Source organism: Bifidobacterium oedipodis, from assembly GCF_012932425.1.
Taxonomy (GTDB): Bacteria; Actinomycetota; Actinomycetes; order Actinomycetales; family Bifidobacteriaceae; genus Bifidobacterium; species Bifidobacterium oedipodis.
In genome coordinates this window covers 207,013-226,243 of the sequence record NZ_JAAIII010000004.1, presented here as the reverse complement: position 1 = coordinate 226,243, position 19,231 = coordinate 207,013, and the positions used below count along the sequence as shown (strand labels likewise).

At 55.6% G+C, this 19,231-nt stretch carries 17 protein-coding genes; 6 read left to right on the top strand and 11 right to left on the bottom strand.

Annotated features, from left to right (window positions below; translation table 11 throughout):
- The first annotated feature begins 116 nt into the window (after positions 1–116).
- A complete protein-coding gene (locus G1C95_RS07870) occupies positions 117–818 on the top strand; it encodes an ABC transporter ATP-binding protein (RefSeq protein ID WP_169172401.1) in 702 nt (233 codons plus the stop codon).
- A gap of 3 nt (positions 819–821) precedes the next feature.
- Positions 822–4,229: an FtsX-like permease family protein gene (locus tag G1C95_RS07865; protein ID WP_169172400.1), complete on the top strand. Its 3,408-nt coding sequence runs from the start codon at positions 822–824 to the stop codon at positions 4,227–4,229.
- An 89-nt stretch (positions 4,230–4,318) separates the two neighbouring features.
- On the opposite strand, the gene G1C95_RS07860 is transcribed toward G1C95_RS07865, so the two are convergent.
- From G1C95_RS07860 to G1C95_RS07850, 3 genes are all read right to left on the bottom strand, one after another.
- A complete protein-coding gene (locus G1C95_RS07860; protein ID WP_169172399.1) occupies positions 4,319–5,311 on the bottom strand; it encodes an alpha/beta hydrolase in 993 nt (330 codons plus the stop codon).
- 59 nt (positions 5,312–5,370) lie between these two features.
- Positions 5,371–6,426: a hypothetical protein gene (locus G1C95_RS07855; protein ID WP_169172398.1), complete on the bottom strand. Its 1,056-nt coding sequence runs from the start codon at positions 6,424–6,426 to the stop codon at positions 5,371–5,373.
- Positions 6,427–6,549: 123 nt separating this feature from the next.
- Positions 6,550–7,236 carry a nitroreductase family protein gene (locus G1C95_RS07850; RefSeq protein WP_169172397.1) on the bottom strand — a complete coding sequence of 229 codons (687 nt, stop codon included), beginning with the start codon at positions 7,234–7,236 and terminating at the stop codon, positions 6,550–6,552.
- 251 nt (positions 7,237–7,487) lie between these two features.
- On the opposite strand from G1C95_RS07850, the gene G1C95_RS07845 reads away from it, so the two are divergent.
- Positions 7,488–7,892: a pyridoxamine 5'-phosphate oxidase family protein gene (locus tag G1C95_RS07845; RefSeq protein ID WP_169172396.1), complete on the top strand. Its 405-nt coding sequence runs from the start codon at positions 7,488–7,490 to the stop codon at positions 7,890–7,892.
- Between the two features lie 148 nt (positions 7,893–8,040).
- On the opposite strand, the gene G1C95_RS07840 is transcribed toward G1C95_RS07845, so the two are convergent.
- From G1C95_RS07840 to G1C95_RS07820, 5 genes are read right to left on the bottom strand one after another with little or no spacing between them, the layout of a single operon-like run.
- Entirely contained in the window at positions 8,041–8,829 is a 789-nt protein-coding gene (locus G1C95_RS07840; RefSeq protein ID WP_169172395.1) for an aminoglycoside 3'-phosphotransferase, read from the bottom strand.
- Positions 8,830–8,866: 37 nt separating this feature from the next.
- Positions 8,867–9,448, bottom strand: coding sequence for a pyridoxamine 5'-phosphate oxidase family protein (locus G1C95_RS07835; RefSeq protein ID WP_169172394.1), 582 nt, complete (start codon positions 9,446–9,448; stop codon positions 8,867–8,869).
- A 33-nt stretch (positions 9,449–9,481) separates the two neighbouring features.
- Positions 9,482–9,883, bottom strand: a complete 402-nt coding sequence (locus tag G1C95_RS07830; protein WP_169172393.1) for a HepT-like ribonuclease domain-containing protein — start codon at positions 9,881–9,883, stop codon at positions 9,482–9,484.
- Between the two features lie 11 nt (positions 9,884–9,894).
- Positions 9,895–10,392 (bottom strand): nucleotidyltransferase domain-containing protein, encoded by a 498-nt coding sequence (locus G1C95_RS07825; RefSeq protein ID WP_169172392.1) that lies wholly within the window; start codon positions 10,390–10,392, stop codon positions 9,895–9,897.
- A 53-nt stretch (positions 10,393–10,445) separates the two neighbouring features.
- Positions 10,446–10,772 carry a hypothetical protein gene (locus tag G1C95_RS07820; protein ID WP_169172391.1) on the bottom strand — a complete coding sequence of 109 codons (327 nt, stop codon included), beginning with the start codon at positions 10,770–10,772 and terminating at the stop codon, positions 10,446–10,448.
- Positions 10,773–10,929: 157 nt separating this feature from the next.
- Between G1C95_RS07820 and G1C95_RS07815 the strand changes: the two genes are divergently transcribed.
- The 3 genes from G1C95_RS07815 to G1C95_RS07805 all read left to right on the top strand — a co-directional run bounded on the left by G1C95_RS07815 (position 10,930) and on the right by G1C95_RS07805 (position 15,961).
- Positions 10,930–11,694, top strand: coding sequence for a hypothetical protein (locus tag G1C95_RS07815; protein WP_169172390.1), 765 nt, complete (start codon positions 10,930–10,932; stop codon positions 11,692–11,694).
- 113 nt (positions 11,695–11,807) lie between these two features.
- Positions 11,808–13,379 carry an alpha/beta hydrolase gene (locus tag G1C95_RS07810; protein ID WP_169172389.1) on the top strand — a complete coding sequence of 524 codons (1,572 nt, stop codon included), beginning with the start codon at positions 11,808–11,810 and terminating at the stop codon, positions 13,377–13,379.
- On the top strand, positions 13,376–15,961 hold the full coding sequence (locus G1C95_RS07805) for a bifunctional lysylphosphatidylglycerol flippase/synthetase MprF (RefSeq protein ID WP_169172388.1): 2,586 nt from the start codon (positions 13,376–13,378) through the stop codon (positions 15,959–15,961). The genes G1C95_RS07810 and G1C95_RS07805 overlap by 4 nt, the downstream gene beginning before the upstream one ends.
- Positions 15,962–16,045: 84 nt before the next feature.
- Here the strand turns inward: G1C95_RS07805 and G1C95_RS07800 are convergent, their stop codons facing one another.
- The 3 genes from G1C95_RS07800 to G1C95_RS07790 all read right to left on the bottom strand — a co-directional run bounded on the left by G1C95_RS07800 (position 16,046) and on the right by G1C95_RS07790 (position 18,883).
- Entirely contained in the window at positions 16,046–16,963 is a 918-nt protein-coding gene (locus G1C95_RS07800) for a DMT family transporter (RefSeq protein WP_240947489.1), read from the bottom strand.
- A 131-nt stretch (positions 16,964–17,094) separates the two neighbouring features.
- Complete coding sequence (locus G1C95_RS07795; RefSeq protein WP_169172387.1) at positions 17,095–17,898, bottom strand: response regulator transcription factor; 804 nt, start codon at positions 17,896–17,898, stop codon at positions 17,095–17,097.
- Positions 17,888–18,883, bottom strand: a complete 996-nt coding sequence (locus G1C95_RS07790; RefSeq protein ID WP_169172386.1) for a sensor histidine kinase — start codon at positions 18,881–18,883, stop codon at positions 17,888–17,890. Before G1C95_RS07790 ends, G1C95_RS07795 begins: the two co-directional genes overlap by 11 nt.
- Positions 18,884–19,231 lie beyond the last annotated feature (348 nt).

Genomic DNA, 19,231 nt, shown 5'->3' with positions numbered 1-19,231 from the left:
GTTTCGCGGATTGTGTTCATTGATTCTTTCGATTGCTTCATCGTAGAATACACCCAAATAATAATCAACACGTTGTTCAAATAAGTGTCGCATACGGGATGGAAAGGTGACGCACAATGGGCTATATCGAAATGAAGCACAGCTACAAGCGCTACATTATGGGTGACACCACCATCGAAGCCAACAAAGACGTTTCGTTCGATATCGAGAAAGGCGAATTGGCCATCATCCTTGGGGCATCGGGCGCAGGAAAATCCACGGTGCTCAACATTCTGGGCGGCATGGATACCAATTCCGAAGGGCAGGTGATCATTGATGGCAAGGACATCTCGGATTACAATGCGCGTCAACTCACCGACTATCGTCGCCACGATATCGGTTTTGTCTTCCAGTTCTACAATCTTGTAACCAATCTCACCGCCAAGGAGAATGTGGAACTCGCCTCGCAGATCGTCAAGAATGCCATGGATCCGGTTGCGGCGCTGACCAGTGTGGGATTGAAAGACCGCATCGATAATTTCCCAGCTCAGCTTTCCGGCGGCGAACAACAACGTGTGGCCATCGCCAGGGCTGTGGCGAAGAATCCCAAGATTCTGTTGTGTGATGAGCCGACCGGTGCACTCGACTACAACACTGGCAAGCAGGTGCTGCAAATTCTGCAGGATATGAGCCGCGAAAAAGGATCAACTGTGGTGATTGTGACTCATAATTCCGCCATTACACCCATCGCCGATCGCGTGATTCGTATGCATGATGGGCAGGTCGCGGCTGTTGAACTCAACAATTCCCCGATGAATATAGCAGATCTGGAGTGGTAGGCCGTGTCGAAATCCATGCTGTACAAAGACATTCTGCAGACTCTCTCCCACTCGTGGGGCCGTTTCATTTCCATCGTATGCTTGATGGCCTTGGGTTCGTTCGCACTTGTGGGATTGTGGGTTACCGGGCCGGATATGCAGATCACCGGTGCGGACTACTACCGAACGCATAATCTCGCCGACATCACGGTGCTTTCCGATTACGGTCTGAGCGAAGACGACCAACAGGTCATTAAACAGGTCAAAGGCATCAAGGATGTGGAATTCGGTTATTTCAAGGATGTGACGGTGAAGAACACCGATCGGGCTGTTCGCATCTATTCCGCACCCGAGCGAGTTTCCACCTATGAACTTCGACAAGGAAGATTGCCGCGCAACGATTCGGAAATCGCATTGGGTGAAACGCTCAACGACAAATTCGCCATTGGCAGCACGATTCGTTTCACTGAAAAGCCCGATATTGCCGGCGACACTGTGCTGTCGGTCCACGAATATCAGGTGGTGGGATTTGTGCGAGCCTCCGATACCGTTTCCGATCTGAACATGGGGCAATCCACTGCCGGTTCCGGAGTTCTCAATGATTATGCTGTTGTGGACCAATCCGCTTTCGACTCCGACGTCGCGATGATTGCGAAACTCACCTTCAGCGATACGCAAGGCCTTAATTACTGGTCCGACGACTATCGCGATGCGGTGCAAACGCACAAGAGTGCACTTACCGCACATTTGGCCGGTCAGCCGGATAAACGTGTGAACGATATTCGCGAACAGCGACGTGAACAAATCGACAAAGCTAAGCAACAGGTCGCTGAGGCGAAACAGCAGCTTGTGGACACCGAACAGCAATTGGCCGATGCCAAAGCTCAGATTGAGAATGCCAAGGATCAGCTCGCACGAGGCAAAATCGATGCCGTCAATCAAGCCGGTGACGCTGCCGGTGATGCCGTTGCTGGACTCAACAATACGTCCCAGCAAGCCAAACAGGCGGCTGCCGGCATCGAGCAGCTGGTGGATGCGCAATCACAGATTGCTTTCGCCGGCACTCAGCTGACGCAAGCGAGCATGCAGCTCAATGCTGCTGGACAACAGATTGCACAAGGCAATGCTCAACTCTCCCAAGCATGGGCGCAGCTCGTCGCGGCCAAAACGCAACTTGATCAGGCACGTGTTCAATTGGAAACAGCCGAACTCGTGCTTGACGCCATTGACGCCAAACTCAATCAATGGGAGAGCACAGGTCTGACCGGTCCGATTTATAACAAATTGCGAGAGCAATACGAGCAGGCCTATACGCTTTACAACCAAGCTGTTGATCAGTACAACTCCAAACTTGCGGATTACAACAAGGCTCTCGAACAATGGAACGTCTCGGCCGGCCAACTTGAAGCCGGTAGTAAGGAATACCAGGAGAACGCTGCGATGATTGCTGACGCAGCCAATCAACTTGCAGCAAAACAAACGGAACTTGGCCGTGCAATGTCCAAGTCAATCAATGCTGCTTCCACAAGTTTGCCTGATGCGGCTGATGCCAGTGATGCAGGCCGACTGTCCGATGGTGTCGAACAGCTGATCGAAGCCGAACGCAGCATTGAACAAGCTCAGGAGGAATATCAGAGCAAACTTGATGAATTCAACGAGGCAAAGCCCGCAGCTGAGAAAAAGATCGCCGCCGCCGAAAAAGATATCGCGCTTGCGCAAGAGAAAGTGGACGGTTTGATCGTACCTGCATATTCGGTTAACAGCCGTCGTGAAGGCCTGACTGCGGAAGGCTATCGCGTCTATATGATTATTGCGAATATCGTAGCTAAACTTGCACGAGTCTTTCCGATATTCCTCTACCTGGTGGCTTCCCTCGTTACATTCACCACCATGGGGCGCATGGTGGATGAGGAACGCGTTAACTCCGGCACGCTCAAAGCCCTTGGATACTCCAACATTGATGTCATGAAGAAGTTCGTGATCTACGGATTTACTGCTTCGACGGCCGGCACCATTATCGGCGTGGCATTGGGACATACGCTGTTGCCGTATATTGTCTATCATGCGTATTCCAGCGGCTTCACCTTGCCACTGATCGCTATGGATTTTCATCCGGGCATCACAGTCGCCGCTTTCATTCTGGCTTGGGTGAGTGCCGTGGTACCGACACTGCTGATTGTTTCACGTGAGCTGCGTGAGAAGCCGGCGGCTTTGCTGCTACCCAAGCCGCCGGCCAAAGGATCGAAGATTTTCCTTGAACGCATCATGCCGTTGTGGGATCGGCTGAACTTCACGCGTAAGGTTACAGTGCGCAACATTGTCCGCTACAAGATACGCCTGTTTATGACTGTATTCGGTGTGGCTGGTGCTGTCTGTCTGTTGATGGCCGGACTTGGCGTGCAAGGCTCCATTGACCAGATTGGTGACCGGCAGTTTGGCGACCTCATCCACTACGACTTGATTGTGGCCGAACGTTCTGATAACAACGATGAACAACGCCAGGAGATTGAGACGGCGTTGCAAGACAAGGCAGTGGAATCCTCGACGCCGGTCACTTATGAGGAAATGACTTGGACAGGAGGCAAGTCCGGCGATAAACAGAGTATGACTTTGCTGGCCTCTGATGATGCCTACAACTTCTCCGATTACATGACTCTTCGAGACCGTCAGTCTCATGATCCTCAGGTGCTTTCCGATACAGGTGCCGTGGTCTCTGAACGTCTGGCTGACATGCTGGGCGTTGACGTGGGCGACAGTTTTTCCGTTTACGACGCAAGCGGTGAACGTCGCACTATCACGGTTAGTGGCGTGAGTGAAATGTACATTGGTCATTTCATCTTCATGTCATCCGGCGGATATGAGCATGTATTTGGTAAGGATTGGGCGGCCAATGCCTATATGGTGCGTCTCAACGATCATTCCTCTGGGAATGCCGCCGAACAAGGCGCACGGCTTATGGAACTTTCCGGTGTTAAATCCGTGGTGCAAAACATTACGCAGCGCAAGATGATTAACACGATTGTCTCTTCGCTGAACCAGATCATGGAAGTGCTGGTTCTGGTGGCGGCATTGCTGGCGGTTGTGATTCTCTACAATCTGACGAACCTCAACGTATCCGAACGTATTCGTGAATTGTCCACCATCAAAGTGTTGGGCTTTCACACCAATGAAACCACGATGTACATTTACCGCGAAACCATTGTGGAATCGGCAATCGGCATCCTATGCGGATATGTCTTCGGCGCATTGCTGCACGGCTACATCATCAACGAAGTGCCGCCGGACGAAGTGATGTTCGACCCGTCCATCACCTGGCGTGCGTTCATCGTGCCTGTGATCGTGGTCGGTGTTGTGCTTGCCGTGCTTGGGTGGGTGGTTTATCGACGGTTGAAGACAGTGGATATGCTGGCTGCCCTCAAATCCGTCGAATAGTGCCAGCCCGGATGCTATCGCATTCATGTACAGCGACATGAATCGCTGCCAACCGGTGTACATGAATGCGATAACAGATAGCAATTGCGCTACGCTTCGAACGCGCGTTGTATGAGAGCATCCACTCGGTTCCAATACCGTACGGGATCGGTGCTGGCGCTCATCGTATGTTCCGCTCCGGGAATCAGCAGTTTATCGCGGTCGATGCTGGCGCATGCGCGGTAATTGAGTTCCAAATCATGTGGTTTGACGAAGGAATCCTCACTGCCATGGATGAACAGCATCGGTATTGTGGCATGACGCAGCGCGTCCACGCATGAGGCCTCCTCGAAACGGTAGCCCGCTTTGCGATGACATATAGTGCTGGCAAGTTTCACGATGCCGTATGCCACAGGTCGCGGAAGATGGGTCATGGAGACGATGCTATTGGTGAACTGGCCTACCACTGAGGCGTAACCGCAATCGCTGATCGCAGCGACCACATTGCGAGGGAGCGCGGGGTCGCCGGCCGTCATCATCACCGTGGCCGCTCCCATGGAGTTGCCATGTAACAGGATGCGTGCTTGGGGATCGGCATCAATGATAAGACTGATCCAATCAAGCAGGTCATAGTGCTCGAGGAATCCCATGCCCACATAACGGCCCTCGGATCGCTCATGTCCGCGGTGTGCGGGGAGCAGAACGGTGAAGCCCATGCGGGCGAAATGATATGCCCACTTGGCCATTTCCGCCGGCTCGCCGGTGTAACCATGGCAGCAAATGGCATAGCGGTGAGCATCGGGCTGGGCACAATCAGGATCCAACAGCCATCCATGCAAGGAAAGTCCGTCGCGCGAACGAAGCGTTACCGGCTGACGAGAATTCTTGAACCAAGCCGCCGCTTCGGCCTGCAGCTCGGCATCATGCACGAGATGTTGCGGGAGGCTGTCCCACGGTGTATTGAAGGTGGAGCGTTTGGCCTTGGTGTCCACCGCGTAGGTGCACAGCAGGTTTGCGGCGATCGCTGTGCAGCTGGCTGCTGCCGCCGTCAGAGCAGCGGCAGCGATCGAAACTTTAGCGAATGCGGAAACACGGCGTGACATGGGCTCCTCCTTGAACATCCCTGTTGATGCCCATTATAGGCCCATGATGGTGGCCTCTATCATTCGGCGGCACCGGTGTTTGATGAATTGCCGGTTCCGGTCGATGAGTTCGATTCGCCCGTGGACTGCGATGAATTCGAACCAGTCGTGCCTCCAGTTGTTCCGCTGGTGGATCCCGTCGAACCGTTATCAGTTGTGCTGTTGGAATCGCTGCCAGTTGAACTGTCAGTGGATCCGGAGCCTGTGCCTGTTCCGCTGGTGGCATTGCCATCAGTCGAAGTGGAGCTATCCGTACCGGATCCGGTGGAACCAGTGCTCGTGTCGGTGGACGATTCAGAACCATTGGTAGTGGATGAATCGGTGGAGTTTGATGTGGACGAGTCGGATTCACCGCCATTGGAATCGGTGGAATCCAACGTGCCATCGGTGGAGCCGTTGCCGTGCTCGGGAGCGGCGGGCTGGTGATCGGACTGTGTTGGTTGCGTAGTGGTTTGCGTAACCAGATCACGCACCACGGTATCGGTGCCCTTGCCTTCGGTGAGAAGCATGACGATGCCGGCTGTTACGGCTACGGCCAACAATCCGGAAACCAGTGTGACGATTACGGCAGTGCGCTTGGTGTTGCGTGAGCGATGCTTGCGCAACTCGCTTACCGAATAGATGCGATCATTCGCAGGCTGTGAACTGATGGAACGCGGACGGCGCGCATTGGCTTGACGTGTGCTGAGCAAGTTATCGGTTGCGTCGGTTTCATCGGTGTTGCCTGCATCGTCAGATTTGCCGGCATCGTCCGATTCGGACAGGGGGAGCGTTTTATCATCAGCATCATCGGCCGTGGTTGTGCCTAATTCCTTGGCATTGCCGTTCACGGCATCGGCATCGCTATTGCCATCGTCATTATTGGATCCGCCGCTCACAGCCTGAAGCTTTTCGCCGGACGCTTCGATTACATTCTTATAGATGTTCGTGGATACCACGGAAACGATATAACTGGCCGCCGCGCCGATCACCGAGCCGGCGATACCAATTTTGGAAGCCAGCAGGAATGAGGTGACGGCGGCAAGGGTGCCCGCCACGATTGAGGATAGGGAAAGACCTTCGAAAAACTTCTTCACTCGTCCTAACCTAGGCGCTAGGCCTTGAAATGGGCTGAGCCTTTAGTGAAACTCTTGAGAAACCTCACAATAGACGTTCAAGAAACTTCCACATTCGTGGACTGTGCGGCTTCAGAGGAGGCGTTAGGCCCAGACGAAATGCTCCGTGCCGGCGGCGAGTTCGAAATGCAATTTGGCGATGCCTAGGCAAATGGATGCCTGCACACCTTCCAAAGCTTCGGCTTTAACATGGTGTCCGTCCTCGAGCAGTGTGAATCGCACCGGCTGTTTGCCCAAAGCGCTGGGAGCCAGCGATACGGCTTCGATGCCCTGATGGAACCAGTCGGGAGCGTCGGCGTATGTGCCCGACTCCACCGTGCCCAGCTCTTCCATCGGCTTGCTGCGATGAGGACGGCCAGGGCGGTTGCCATAACCGAGCGTTGCGGCGGCAGGCATGCGTTCGCCATCCTGCAGCGTCCAGGAGCATCCGGTTTTCTCGGTGTCGTGCAGCACCACCCAGGATGCATCCAAGCCAAGGGACACTGCGGTCAGAACGAGGCGCTCACCCCAATAGCCGATCCGTTCATCCAAATCGTCGGAATCGGGGCCGATGAACGCCAGCATGTTGCGCACGTTCTTGAACCGACCATAATGCGTGGGGCAACCGTTCAACGCATCGTCGCTGCCATGAACCAGCTGAATATTGAGACCAGAGGCGGCGTTGACTTCGCGGATGGCTTGGGCGATTGCAGCGAGCGTATCCTCCGACAGCGGCTGGTCGCTATAGTCGCGCACAGCGTGGCGAAGTTGCATGGCCTGAAGCATATCCATGTTCGTCTCTCCTCTATATATGGTCCATGTCGGGCGAATCACCTTTATCCTAATCACGGGAGTGAACTGGCGACTGTCTGTCTGCCGAATGGCGGTGGATGCAGGTGGACGGCATCGGGCAGGTGCTGGGATGTGTACGAAACTGCAATATGGTGCAACGTGAGAACACTCACAGCGAAACCGCGCGATGCGCGCGAGCTGATTCGCTACCCTAGAAGAGGAACAACCATTGTCTTCGAAAGGAACACGACATGGCAGTCATCACTCCGGAAATCAAGGAATTCATCACCAATAACCTCGGCTGGGTCACCACCATCTCCAAGGACGGTGAGCTCGATCTTGGCCCCAAGATGAGCCTGTTCGTGCTCGATGACACGCACATCGCCTACCATGAGCGCACCGCCGGCCAGGTGTATCAGAATCTGAAGGACGGTTCCCCGCTGGTGATCGCCTTCGCCAACCTCGCCGAAAAGAAGGGCTACCGTTTCCGCGGTAACGTGACCCTTCACTCCGATGACGCCATCTATGAGGCTCAGGTCAAGGTTGCCGAAGAGAAGGGCACCAAGAAGCCGGCCGTCATCCCGGTGCTTGAAGTGACCGAAATTCAGGATCTTGCCTCCGGCGCCAACGCCGGCAAGACCATCGCCAAGGACTGATCAGAGCTTTTTGCCTGCGGTTTTGGCGGAGCTCATTGTGACGTCAATAATCAAGGGCCGCAAAAGTGATATGAGCTAACGATAATGGGTCTCGACTGAATTTGGTCGAGACCCATTTGCTGTGTGTGGACGATGCGTCAGATTGTTCTTATCCGAATACCTCGATGGCGGCGATCAACGGCAGTGTGTCGAGATTGACGTGGTCTCGGCCGTAAGCATCGAGGAATCGATCATCGTATTGGTCGGTATGGAAGTTGAAACGCAGAGTCCACAACGCCCAGAACACGTCCACGTGTCGGTCTCCGACGCCGCCGGAATCAAGATCCACGAAACCGGAGAACTGCCAGTTGTCAAGGATGATGTTCGGCAGGCAGTAATCACCGTGAAGCAGCGTGTCCGTGTGCAGCAGTTGCCTGCGTTCGTCGATGACACGACGAATCTCATCTAACGATGCGAGGCCGAACATGTTGGTGAAAAACGATGGGTCGGCACGTCCGATGCGCTGCCCCGCCTCGGCACGAGTCAGATATCGCGATGTGTGATTGGGCACCGGGCATCCGTCGGTCGGCATCGTATGCAGGAGTGTCAGTCGTTCGGCCATCAGCTCGACCAAACGTTCGGGTTGCTCCATATACTGTGTGGCCGTACAATCCTCGCCGGGCAGACGCCTGGTGAGCATCCAATCGCATTTGCGGGTTGTGTCCTGCTCATATCGCAGCACCTCGGTGGCAAGCCCCCGCGCATGGAAGAACCTCGTAAGCTCGACCTCGCGTTTGAGCGTTCCCAATCCTGCACGCTTGAGAAAGAAGCCACCCTCAGCGTCGATGAACGTCACCCGCGCCTCGGGCGACGAGCTGCTGTCAAACATGGGAGCATGCGCCAGTGAGGCATCCAGCCAACTCGGCAGATCAGAGTGCTGAAGAGACGTTCGTTTCATATGCTCGAGCATAGCCGAGCGTGGGGTATGTTCATTATCAGACTCGACTGTGCGGCGGTTCCGGCTTGGGGCGCACCTTGGCGGTGAAATGGTCGGATTCGACCTTCCAAGTGGTGACGCTGAGCACTTGGTTGTCGGTGAAAGTGGCATCGGCGATGTGCGCCTGCTGAGCCATCAGCAGACGCAAGGCCTTGCGGCGCTCGTCCATGGCAGTCAGGATGCTGGCCGTGCCGATGCCGACGATGGATTTGAACGCTTCGCCCCAGTTGCATAGGGTGCGCCCCTGCGTGACCTCGCAATCAGTCTCCGTGGCGAACGCTACGGGCAGCGCATTGCCGGCCGCTCGGATCGCATCAATTTTCCGGCCGTTCGGTGCCGAATGGAAGTATAGAGTCAGATGTCCGGTGAGCGAATCGAACTCGTATGCGAGGTTCAACGGCACGATGGCGAGGCCTTCGGCATCCTGGTATGACACGTGCACGATATCGCAACTGGAGAGAATCGCGCCGATCTGCTCCATATCGGTTACCTCGCGGTCGGCGCGCCGCATCCGACGATGCTGCCCGGCGACGGTCGTTTCGTCGTTTCGCCGTGCACGATGCCCATTGTCGTCCGTCATGGTATAAGCGTCCTTTACTAAAATGATTACGGTCTAATCAATGGTTGGCACATCGAAGGGGTCGGTGGTCTGTATGCGTTCGTTGCTGGCTTGATCGGCGTAGGGAAGCAGCACGTTGAGCACTTGTGGAGTTTCTTCAACCACTGCATGATAGAGCGTTTCGAAATCCAATCCATCGTAATTATGTGTAATCCAGTCGCGCATTCCCGCTACCTTGCGCCATTCGATGGAGCTTTCGTGCTCTCTGAATCCGTCTGACAGCCTTTTGACATGCTCGCCGCAACGCGCGAATGCCATGGCCACAGCGTTTTGTTTTTCATCATCGGCTTCGAATTCGTACAATGTCATATCTCCGAGAAAGCGCTGGGCGTCACGCAACGCACGAATGATGGCGATGATATGGATGAGGTCTGTGTCGCTGTATGTCGTGGTCATTCTCCCTCCTTTTAGATGATGCGGAACATTGGTTTGGAGGTCACGCTGTTGACGAACAGAATCCGTTGCGTTTCCGCAATCCGGTCGCCGAGCGGTGTGGTGAAATAGTCTTTGCGCACGAGATCGATGTTTCGTCCGAATGCTTGTTCGAGATCGTCGCGTAACGCCCACGAATCGATAAGCGGGTTGGCTTCGGGGGAGAAGTGATAGATGAAATCCACGTCGGAATGCGCGGTACCTTCGCCTCTCGCCATGGAGCCGAACAGGTAGAGTTCGTCGACGAAATGCTTGGCGGCGATGGGGCGTGCAATATCGGCGATCTGCTGTGGTGTGGTTTGGCGGGATAATTCGTCGAGCGCATCGCTGTATCGGTCGAGAAACTCTTGCGTCGGGTTGCCTCTGATGGCGCGGGACAGCACCGGCGCAGAGACGCCCATGGCATCGGCAACACTGCTCTGCGTGAAATCCAACGTCGTGCGTCGTGCGTTTAATGCTGCAATGCTTTCCATATCAGCTATCTTAGCTTATATGCTAATGATGTGGTTCGTCGGGGACGTGACGATCACTCTTTCCGAAAGAGGGGCACGAGAATGTGACCGAATGCGTCGCCGAGCACAGCGATGATGCCGTATACGATGATGTAGATCAAGGCGCTGGAGTTGTAGAAGATGAATATCGTTGGAACGAACAGCAGCGCGACGATTATCGGATACTGATAACGCCACCCGTGGCGCAGGCCATACGCCACGGAAGTTGCGAACAGGACAAGCGGCATGGCGATCAGCATCAGAACCACGGCGCTCCCGGTGTCCCGCATCACCAACGGAAGAGCATAGAAATCAATGATGACGACGATATAGCACCATAAGTCGAACCATGTTGCGCGCATATTATCCCCCTTGATCTTGCGACCACGTATGTTACAGCACACGACTGTCGCTCAGCACACCAACAGGATAGCATTGATGGTTGTGTATGGGAATATAACGACGGCGAATAGTGCCGCTCAAGTTGTGGATTTTGTGGCAAGGCGGCAGTTTGCGCCGATGTATATCTGGTTGGATATCGCGTTTCTGCTGGTATTCGCCGGATTGTTGCTGTGGCGGCGTAAAACCATGACTGTGCTGGTGGGGCTCGCCGCCGGCGTGCTGTATTTCGCCGTCGACTACGGCATCTTCAACCTTGCGTTGCACACGCGCAGCATCGAAGGCGGATCGATGTTCTGGGTGCTGCTATGGATGTCGATAAGCTATGGCTTCACGAATTTCGCATGGATCTGGCTGTGGATTTCCAAAGATAGTCGCCTGTTTGAATGGTCGCTGCTCATTCTCGGATGGTGGTTCTGCGCGCCCCTCATCACACAGACGCTGGTCGCACGCTTCGCGCCCGACCAGGTCGCCCATCCCATTATTATTCAACGCACCACCGGCGCCTATCACGGCTGGATGGCCCTCATCCTGCTCGTCGGCTATCTGGCGTTGATCGTCTGGAACCTCGCCCACGACGGGTTGGAGCAGCGCATACACCGCGTGAACATCCCGTGGCTGCTTGCCATCGGCGTGCTCGTGCAATTCGGCTGGGAACTGGGACTGCTCATCGGCGGCATCCGCTCCGCAGGCCTCGGCTTTGAAGAGACATTGAAACCGCTGGTCATCAACTCGCTGCTTGAAACCAATCTCGGCATGCCCTACGTGTACCTGATCTTCATCGCCGTCACCGCGCGCTACACCGAAACCCTCGCCAAACGTGCCCACCCGCTCACCATGCTCGAACGCCTAGCCGAAAACAACGTCGAGCGTGTGGGGCGATGACGCAATGACATTTGCTGTGCCCTTACTGACCATTTTCATTTTGTAAGAGTTCTCTCAGCGTTCTTTGTGACAGCCGGCTTTAGCATGGCGTCGGTTCAACAGGGGGCGTGAACATGATGCATGACATGTGGTTGGCATCGGTCGCAAATCGATTGGCTGCGGCACCGATTTGGTCTATTCCGTTGACTTCAGGATGGTTGCCCGCAACGATTATCGGCGTCGCGCTCGCAGGAGTAGGCATATTGGCCGTCGCGTCGATTTGGAATGATGCACGCAATCGAGAACACGATATTGCAGAACAGATTGCAGCACATAATGATTCGCTTCGAGACCAGCACGAGCTCATTCAGGAACAACTTGCCGAGCATGCCAAAGAACGCATAAATGCCGAAGACAACCTGCACAGGATGGTACGTATTCCTCGTACCATATGGCTTGTCGTGGGCGCGATCATCGGTCTGATAGTCGGCTACATTGGCGCATGGCTGGTGTCTGACGTATTCGTAGTATTCGGCGTGGGGCTCGGCGATAAAGTGATTTGGTCGGTGGCCTTGGGGTTTGCTGCGCTTGGAGCAACTATCGCGGCATTGGCTGCGTTGCATGGCTGGCGGCGAGTGCTGGCTGCATGCTTGACTCCGGTCGTCGTACTCGCCGCGGCTGTTGCTGTGAACTTGCAATACGGCGAATATACGACGCTTGGCAGCGTGTTCGGCATCTCGACATACCAGCAGCTGCAACGGGGAACGGCCAGTCGTTCGACAACTAGCGTGGAACGGTGGCTGTGCGGATTAACCGATGCGCAGCGTCAGGCAATTCCTGCTCATGGCAGTGTGCAGTCCGCCGCTATTCCTGCCACCAAGTCGGGATTTAAAGCCCGTGACGCCATGGTTTATCTGCCGCCTGCCGCATTGGTGGACAATCCGCCGGCACTTCCCGTGTTCATTATGATGTCGGGGCAGCCGGGCAGTCCTGAACGTGCGTTCCAAGCGAGTGGATTGGCTGACTTGTTTGATGCATACGCCGCGAGCCATGACGGACTGGCACCCATTGTTGTCTCTCCCGATCAATTGGGCGACGAGACGCACAACACTCTGTGCGCGGACACCCCGGTGTATGGCAATGCGGAAACCTATCTGACCCAGGACGTGACCGATTGGATCCTCGACACCCTTCCGGCTGATGCGGATGCGCGGCAGTGGGCCATCGGTGGATTCTCACAAGGTGGCACCTGTTCGGTGCAGCTGGGTGTGCGCCACCCAGAACGTTATGGCACGATGATGCCGTTCGCCAGTGAGCTCGGCCCGCACAATGGCAGCGAGCAGTCGATGATTGAACGCTTCTTCCAAGGCGACAGGGCTGCCTATGAATCTCAGGTACCGTTGCTGGCCATGAAACAGCGTGGCAAATCCGATCAGATGATGCTGATGTCTGCAGGGGAGAATGATACGGATTCCATCGCCAGCATGAAACGGCTTGCCGCAGGTGCCAAAGCTATTGGCATGGACGTCCACATGCTCGAAGTGCCCGGAACCAGCCATGACTGGCATGCCGTACATGCCGCGATGAACGCCGAACTTGACACGTTGTGCAAGCGATTGGGATTGTCCGACCGTGCGCGGCCGATAAGTCAATTTGAGGATGTGCGGGTTTTGCCGGTGAACGAGGATAAGGAGCGTATGCAATGAATAACAATCATGCAACCGATCGGCGTTCGTCACTGCGGCCGATCATCCAAGATATTGTGGTTTGGCTGCGTGCCAATCCGCTGGCATTGATGCTTAGTGCCGTTATTTTGGTGATGAACTGCGCCGTATGGGCTGTTGAAGGCATGGCAGGTGCGCATTTCCCTCCCGATTGGTGCAGGATCAGTTTTGACCGGCTGATGGAGGGGCACCTATATACGGTGCCGTTGTCGCTGTTGTTCGTAGCTCATCCGTTGAGGTTATTGCTCGACGTGCCGGCTGTGCTGCTTGCCGGAGGGTACGCGGAGTCACGGCTGGGCAGAATTAAAAGCGCATGGGTGGCATTGATCTGCGCGACCGGAGGCATCGCCACAGGCATGGGCGTGAGCGTTATGGTCAATGGCCATTCGCCGTTATGGCAGCATCTTGCCACGCTCGGTTTCGTCTTGGGGCCGCTGACTTTGGTATTCGGCCCTCTGATGGCAGCCAGTGCCTTCACATCCGTGTTGTGGAAGCGCCGCATCCGCATTATCGGCTATGCGCTGGCTGCGATGTTGGTGCTGTACCGCGGCGAAACCGGCGATTGGTGCGTATTCGCCGCCGCTCTGTTCGGCCACCTGCTCGGCTATCTCATGGCGTCGCGTCATGCCAAGCCTGGTCATCTGACGTTCACCATGCTGGAAGCCCGTCGTATCACGGCAGTCGTGGTTGCGGTGATGGCATTGGGGCCCCTGATTGCTGTCACTTCGCCGATCCATGCCGGTCCGCTCTCCACATTGGGATTGCTGATGGGTGATGACGCGCCTGATACGACACGTTTGGCGTCGTGTCTGTCGGGGGAGACCTCCATTGATTGCTACAACCAATACCGTCTGGCACGTGTTTGGATGCCGGGCAATGTGCTGGTATCCCTGTTGCCTGTTGCGTTTATGCTTGTTGTGGCTTATGGATTGTACCGTGGGCGGCGATTGGCTGCGTGGGCGGGCATCGTCGTCAATGCGGGCATTGTTATGCTCAGTGTGTTGTATTTTCTGGTGTTTCCTCTTGGCACGCTCTCCGATGACATGGCTGGATTGGTGATGCATGGTGCACTGCGTTCGATGACTGCCACGGTTCTGCCATCGCTTTGCTGCATCATCATGATCGCGGGGCAGATGCGACGTTTCCCACTACACACTCGCAATAAGCTTGTCGCAATTACCGGTGTGGTAGTTCTTATATGGGGAGCGTTGCTGTCCGTGGTGTATCTCGCCGCCGGTATCACTCATCCGGATTGGTTTACTGATGGCGTGACCATATGGGGATTGCTTAAGGATTTGCCTGATCGGTTCCTTCCCATTGGATTCCTTAATGCAATCAGTCCGGATTTTCTGCCTGTGGCACCTGCTGCCCGCGCACTTTATCAAGGTATCGGATCATTGCTGTGGGTGGCAATGATTGCGGGGCTTCTGTTTTGCATGCTTGACCGATCAATGATTGGTGAACGCTCGCAGCGCGAGGCGTCCCACCTAGTGGAATTGGGCGGCGAGTCAATGTCGTTCATGGCCACCTGGCAGGGCAATACGTACTGGTTTTCCGCTTCAGGCCGGTCTGCGATCGCTTATCGCGTGGCGTATGGCGTGGCCTTGACGGTGGCCGGGCCATTCGGCGACCCGGCCGAATGGCGGGATGATCTGCGCGATTTCATCAGATTCTGCGCGGAGCATTCCTGGACTCCTGTGTTCTACAGTGTGCATGTCGAACAGCGCGATCTTTTGGTATCGCACGGCTGGAAGGCCTTGGATGTGGGTACCGAGATGGTGCTCGATCCGCGTGCGTGGCAGACACGTGGCAAGAAATGGCAGGATGTGCGCACGGCCATCAACAAGGCGAAACGCGAAGGTGTTGTTGATATGCTTGCCACCTATGGCGAACTGCCGCTTGCAGTGCAGTCACAGATTGTCGATATCTCCGAGCAATGGGTGGGGGAGAAGGCGCTGCCTGAAATGAAATTCACCCTCGGTGGCGTGCAGGAACTGCATGATCCACGCGTACGGATTCTGTACGCGCAGGATGCCGACGGTTTGGTGCAAGGTGTGACGAGCTGGCTGCCGACTTGGCGCGATGGACATATCGTGGGTTGGACGCTCGACTTCATGCGGCATCGTCCGGACAGCAAGAACGGGGTGATGGAGTTCCTGATCGCGCGCATGGCCGAACGGCTGCGTGACGAAGGCGAGGCGGAGTTCATGAGTCTGTCCGCCGCACCTCTGGCGGGATTGCATACCGACGCTGTTCAAGACGACCGGGCGCAGGAGAGCGATGGCAGTAACGACTCAAACGTGAACACTGATGTAACCCCTGATACCGCGGATTCACTCTTCCTGCCGCATGTGCTCGAAGCGGTGGCGGACGTCATGGAACCCGTCTATGGTTTCCATTCGTTGCTGCGGTTCAAAGAGAAGTTCCAGCCGCAGGCTCATCCGGTGTACATCGTTTATCCGGATGCTGCGAAACTCGCGCAAATCGCGCTGGCCACAGTGCACGCCTACCTGCCCGATATGCGCCCCAAGGACGTCTTCTCCTTCGTGCGTGCGTTGCGTTGAAGTTGAAGTTGAAGTTCGGCCCTCACCAGTCTGTGATGGTGAGGGCCGAACTGTTTGATGATGAGTTTGCAGATTGATGTCAGTCTAATCAGTGTGTTTGCCGACGCTCATCAGCACGGCAGAGAAAATCAGCGCGAAGCCGATGATGGAGTTCCATCCGATGGCCTCACCCCAGAATAATGCGGAGAAGCCTACGGCGAACAGGCTTTCCGTGCACATGATGATGGAGGCGCTGGCCGCTGGCACGTGTGCCAAGCCAATGTTCTGCATAATCTGGGCCAGCGTCGTCGCGCCCAGGAACAGATACAGGAAGCTTAGAATGATGTCGGGGGAACACCACGCCATGCTGGGCCCTGGTTCCGTGAACACGGCTGTGATAAGGAACATGACGCCTGCTACGGCGAACTGCACGAACGTCACCGCGATCGGATGGAACCGTTTGGAGAAGATGCCCAATAGGGTGAGATTGAACGAGAAGATCAGCGCACATGCCAAAGTCAGCAGGTCACCGACGCTTAATGCCAATGATCCCGAACCCGGCTTTAAGGCGACGAAGCCTACGCCGGCCAGACAGATTACCGCTGCCAGCAGATTGACCAATCGCGGCCTACGCTTGGTCAGCGCCCATGTCGCGAACGGGGTGAGCACGCAATACGCTGCGGTCAGGAATGCGCTGCGACCGGGGTCGATGGTGGTCAGGCCTATGGTCTGTGTGGCCATCGTGCCCCAATATGTCACACCGACCAACAAAGCCGGCACGACGATGCGTGCGTTCAGGCATGGCAGAATGCTGCGATGGAATAATGCCATCATCACCATGCATGAGCCGAGGGTGCGCAAGCCCATCAACCACAATGGCGGAATCGCATCCATCGCCACTTTCGCCACCAGATAACTGCCGCCCCACAATGCCGCGCAACACAGCAGCATCACGCGGGCCAGATTCGGCGGGAACGTACGCGACGCCTCACTGCGTAACCGACGGAACGAAGGCAAATGCATCACACCACCATCCTGAACAACTCAACTCTCGCTCTCGGACGAACCATCTACGGTTCCAAATTTCGCCAAGCACACACTAGCGCGTCGTGCGCACCCATGGTGACAGCGTGTCGGGGGTTCATATGTCGCCTTCAGCGCACTATGCCGTGACGATACGCCCAGATGACAAGGGCGGTTCGATCCCGCGCATGCAATTTGTTCAGGAGTTTGCCGACATGGCCCTTTACAGTCGATTCTGATATACCCAGTCGTTCTTCTATAGCAGCGTTGGAGCACCCCTCGGCTACGAGCAACAGAACCTGTTGTTCCCGTTTCGAGAGATTCTTCATCAACTGGCTACCGGTGGTCGATGAGTCAGATTCGATGGGCGCGTCCGCTTCGCTGCTATGGCTTCCGTCTGGATCATGCTCAACGGTGTGCGTGATTGCAATGGGATTGTCGTCGGTTTCGCATGCCGCTGCTGGGGCTGTTTCCTGTTCATAAGGTATGGATTCGACGGTAGTGTTGGCTTTCACATAATTAAGCAAATTGTCGGCGAATACCTTGTTGCCAAGGGCGACCGATCGAATGGCTTCTATGAAACGCTCCGCGCTGCTGTCTTTGAGCAAAAAGCCGGATACGCCGGCCTGGATCATTGCGACGAGATAGGCGTCGGTGTCGTAGCTGGTCAACCCCACCACTTGAATGGAAGGGCGACGGTCGATGATGATATGCGTCGCTTCGATACCATTGACCACGGGCATACGAACATCCATCAGCAGGACATCCGGATTAGTTGCAAGGGCTTTGGCAATGGCTTCCTGACCATTGCTCGCCGTGCTGACGACCGTCATATCGGATTCGGCGTTGATGATACGAGATAGTCCCTCAACCAGCAGTGGCTGATCGTCAGCAATCATGACCGAGATGTTGGGCTGCCGGACATCAACAGACATGTTCGTCACGCTCCTGAATACCGCTAATGCTGGGAATGCGCCACCGCGCCATTACGACGAATCGTCCATGGCCACGGTGATAGGTGAGGTCGCCGTCATATTGACGACAACGTTGACGCATCGCCTCAAGACCACGGCCTGTGGATGCGAGTGCCATTGTTTTCTCAACTATGGGATTCTCTACGGTGAGGGTTAGATCCCTGTTATTGTGGCGCAGCACAGCCAATGCTGTGGGCGTGGAACCATAACGTAAAGCGTTTGTCAGACTTTCTTCGAGCACGCGGTAGACGCTCAGTCCAAGTCCGGGCGGAAGGTCGTTTGTCGGGCCATCGTTGGCAAAGGCCACGTGCAGTCCGTCGGCGCGGAACCGTGCGATTAAAGCGCTCAACTCCGCAAAACCTGGTTCCGGCATCACAGGCTGGCTATCGATGTGGTCGAGCAGGCTCCGAATATCGCCGATGGATTGCCGAGCAATGCCAGCGATAGAGCGAAAAATCTCCTGTTCCTCTTTGTCGACAGCCACGGTTCCGCCACTTTCCGCTTGTATCAGGATTGCGGTGAGCGCATGGGCGAGAATGTCGTGCATCTCTCGGGTGATGCGCTGCCGTTCCTCCATGGCAGACAATTCGGCATGACGCTTGTAGTCCCATTCCAGCAGTTCGCTACGGCGGTGCTCTTGTCTCCACTTCCGCCTGGCATGCCCCTGCCTTAGACCAATGAGCCAGCCGCCGTATTCGAGTACGAGCACTGCGACTGAGACCGCTGTCGCCATTACAGTCGGCATATCATGCCACGCCACGCGGCTCCACAAAGCCAGTATCGGGAACAGGCCCAAAACAAGTCCTATGAACCTGCATCCTTCATGGCTGCATACCGCTGTTAATGCCATCGCCAGAGGAAGCAGTATATCGCCGGGCAGCAGAAACGAGCCAGCAACAGCCATATGCGCTGCCGAAAGCATCGTTATTACCATTGCACTGAGCATGTCGCCGGCTTCCGAGCGTCCAGCCAGACACAACGTGAGTAACATTGCCGAGGACCAAGCCCAGTCATCCAATCCGGCCAAACCCCACAGGCAGGTCAGCAAGGAGCCCGTGAGACCGAGACCAAGGAACCATCTTGCCGTTTCCCGGTCGTTTGCTTGCTCACATATCCCCATACCACACAACTATAGGTGCGGTGCGTATCCTGCCCATCCTTCCCAAGACGGAGCTGACCAGGCAAGGGCGGTACCTCAGTACTGTTCCCGGTACGGATGGATCGGTGGGTGCTGCAGTGATTTATCCAAGCAGCTGATTTCGTCGAAATTCCTTCGCCCATACGATGGGTCGCG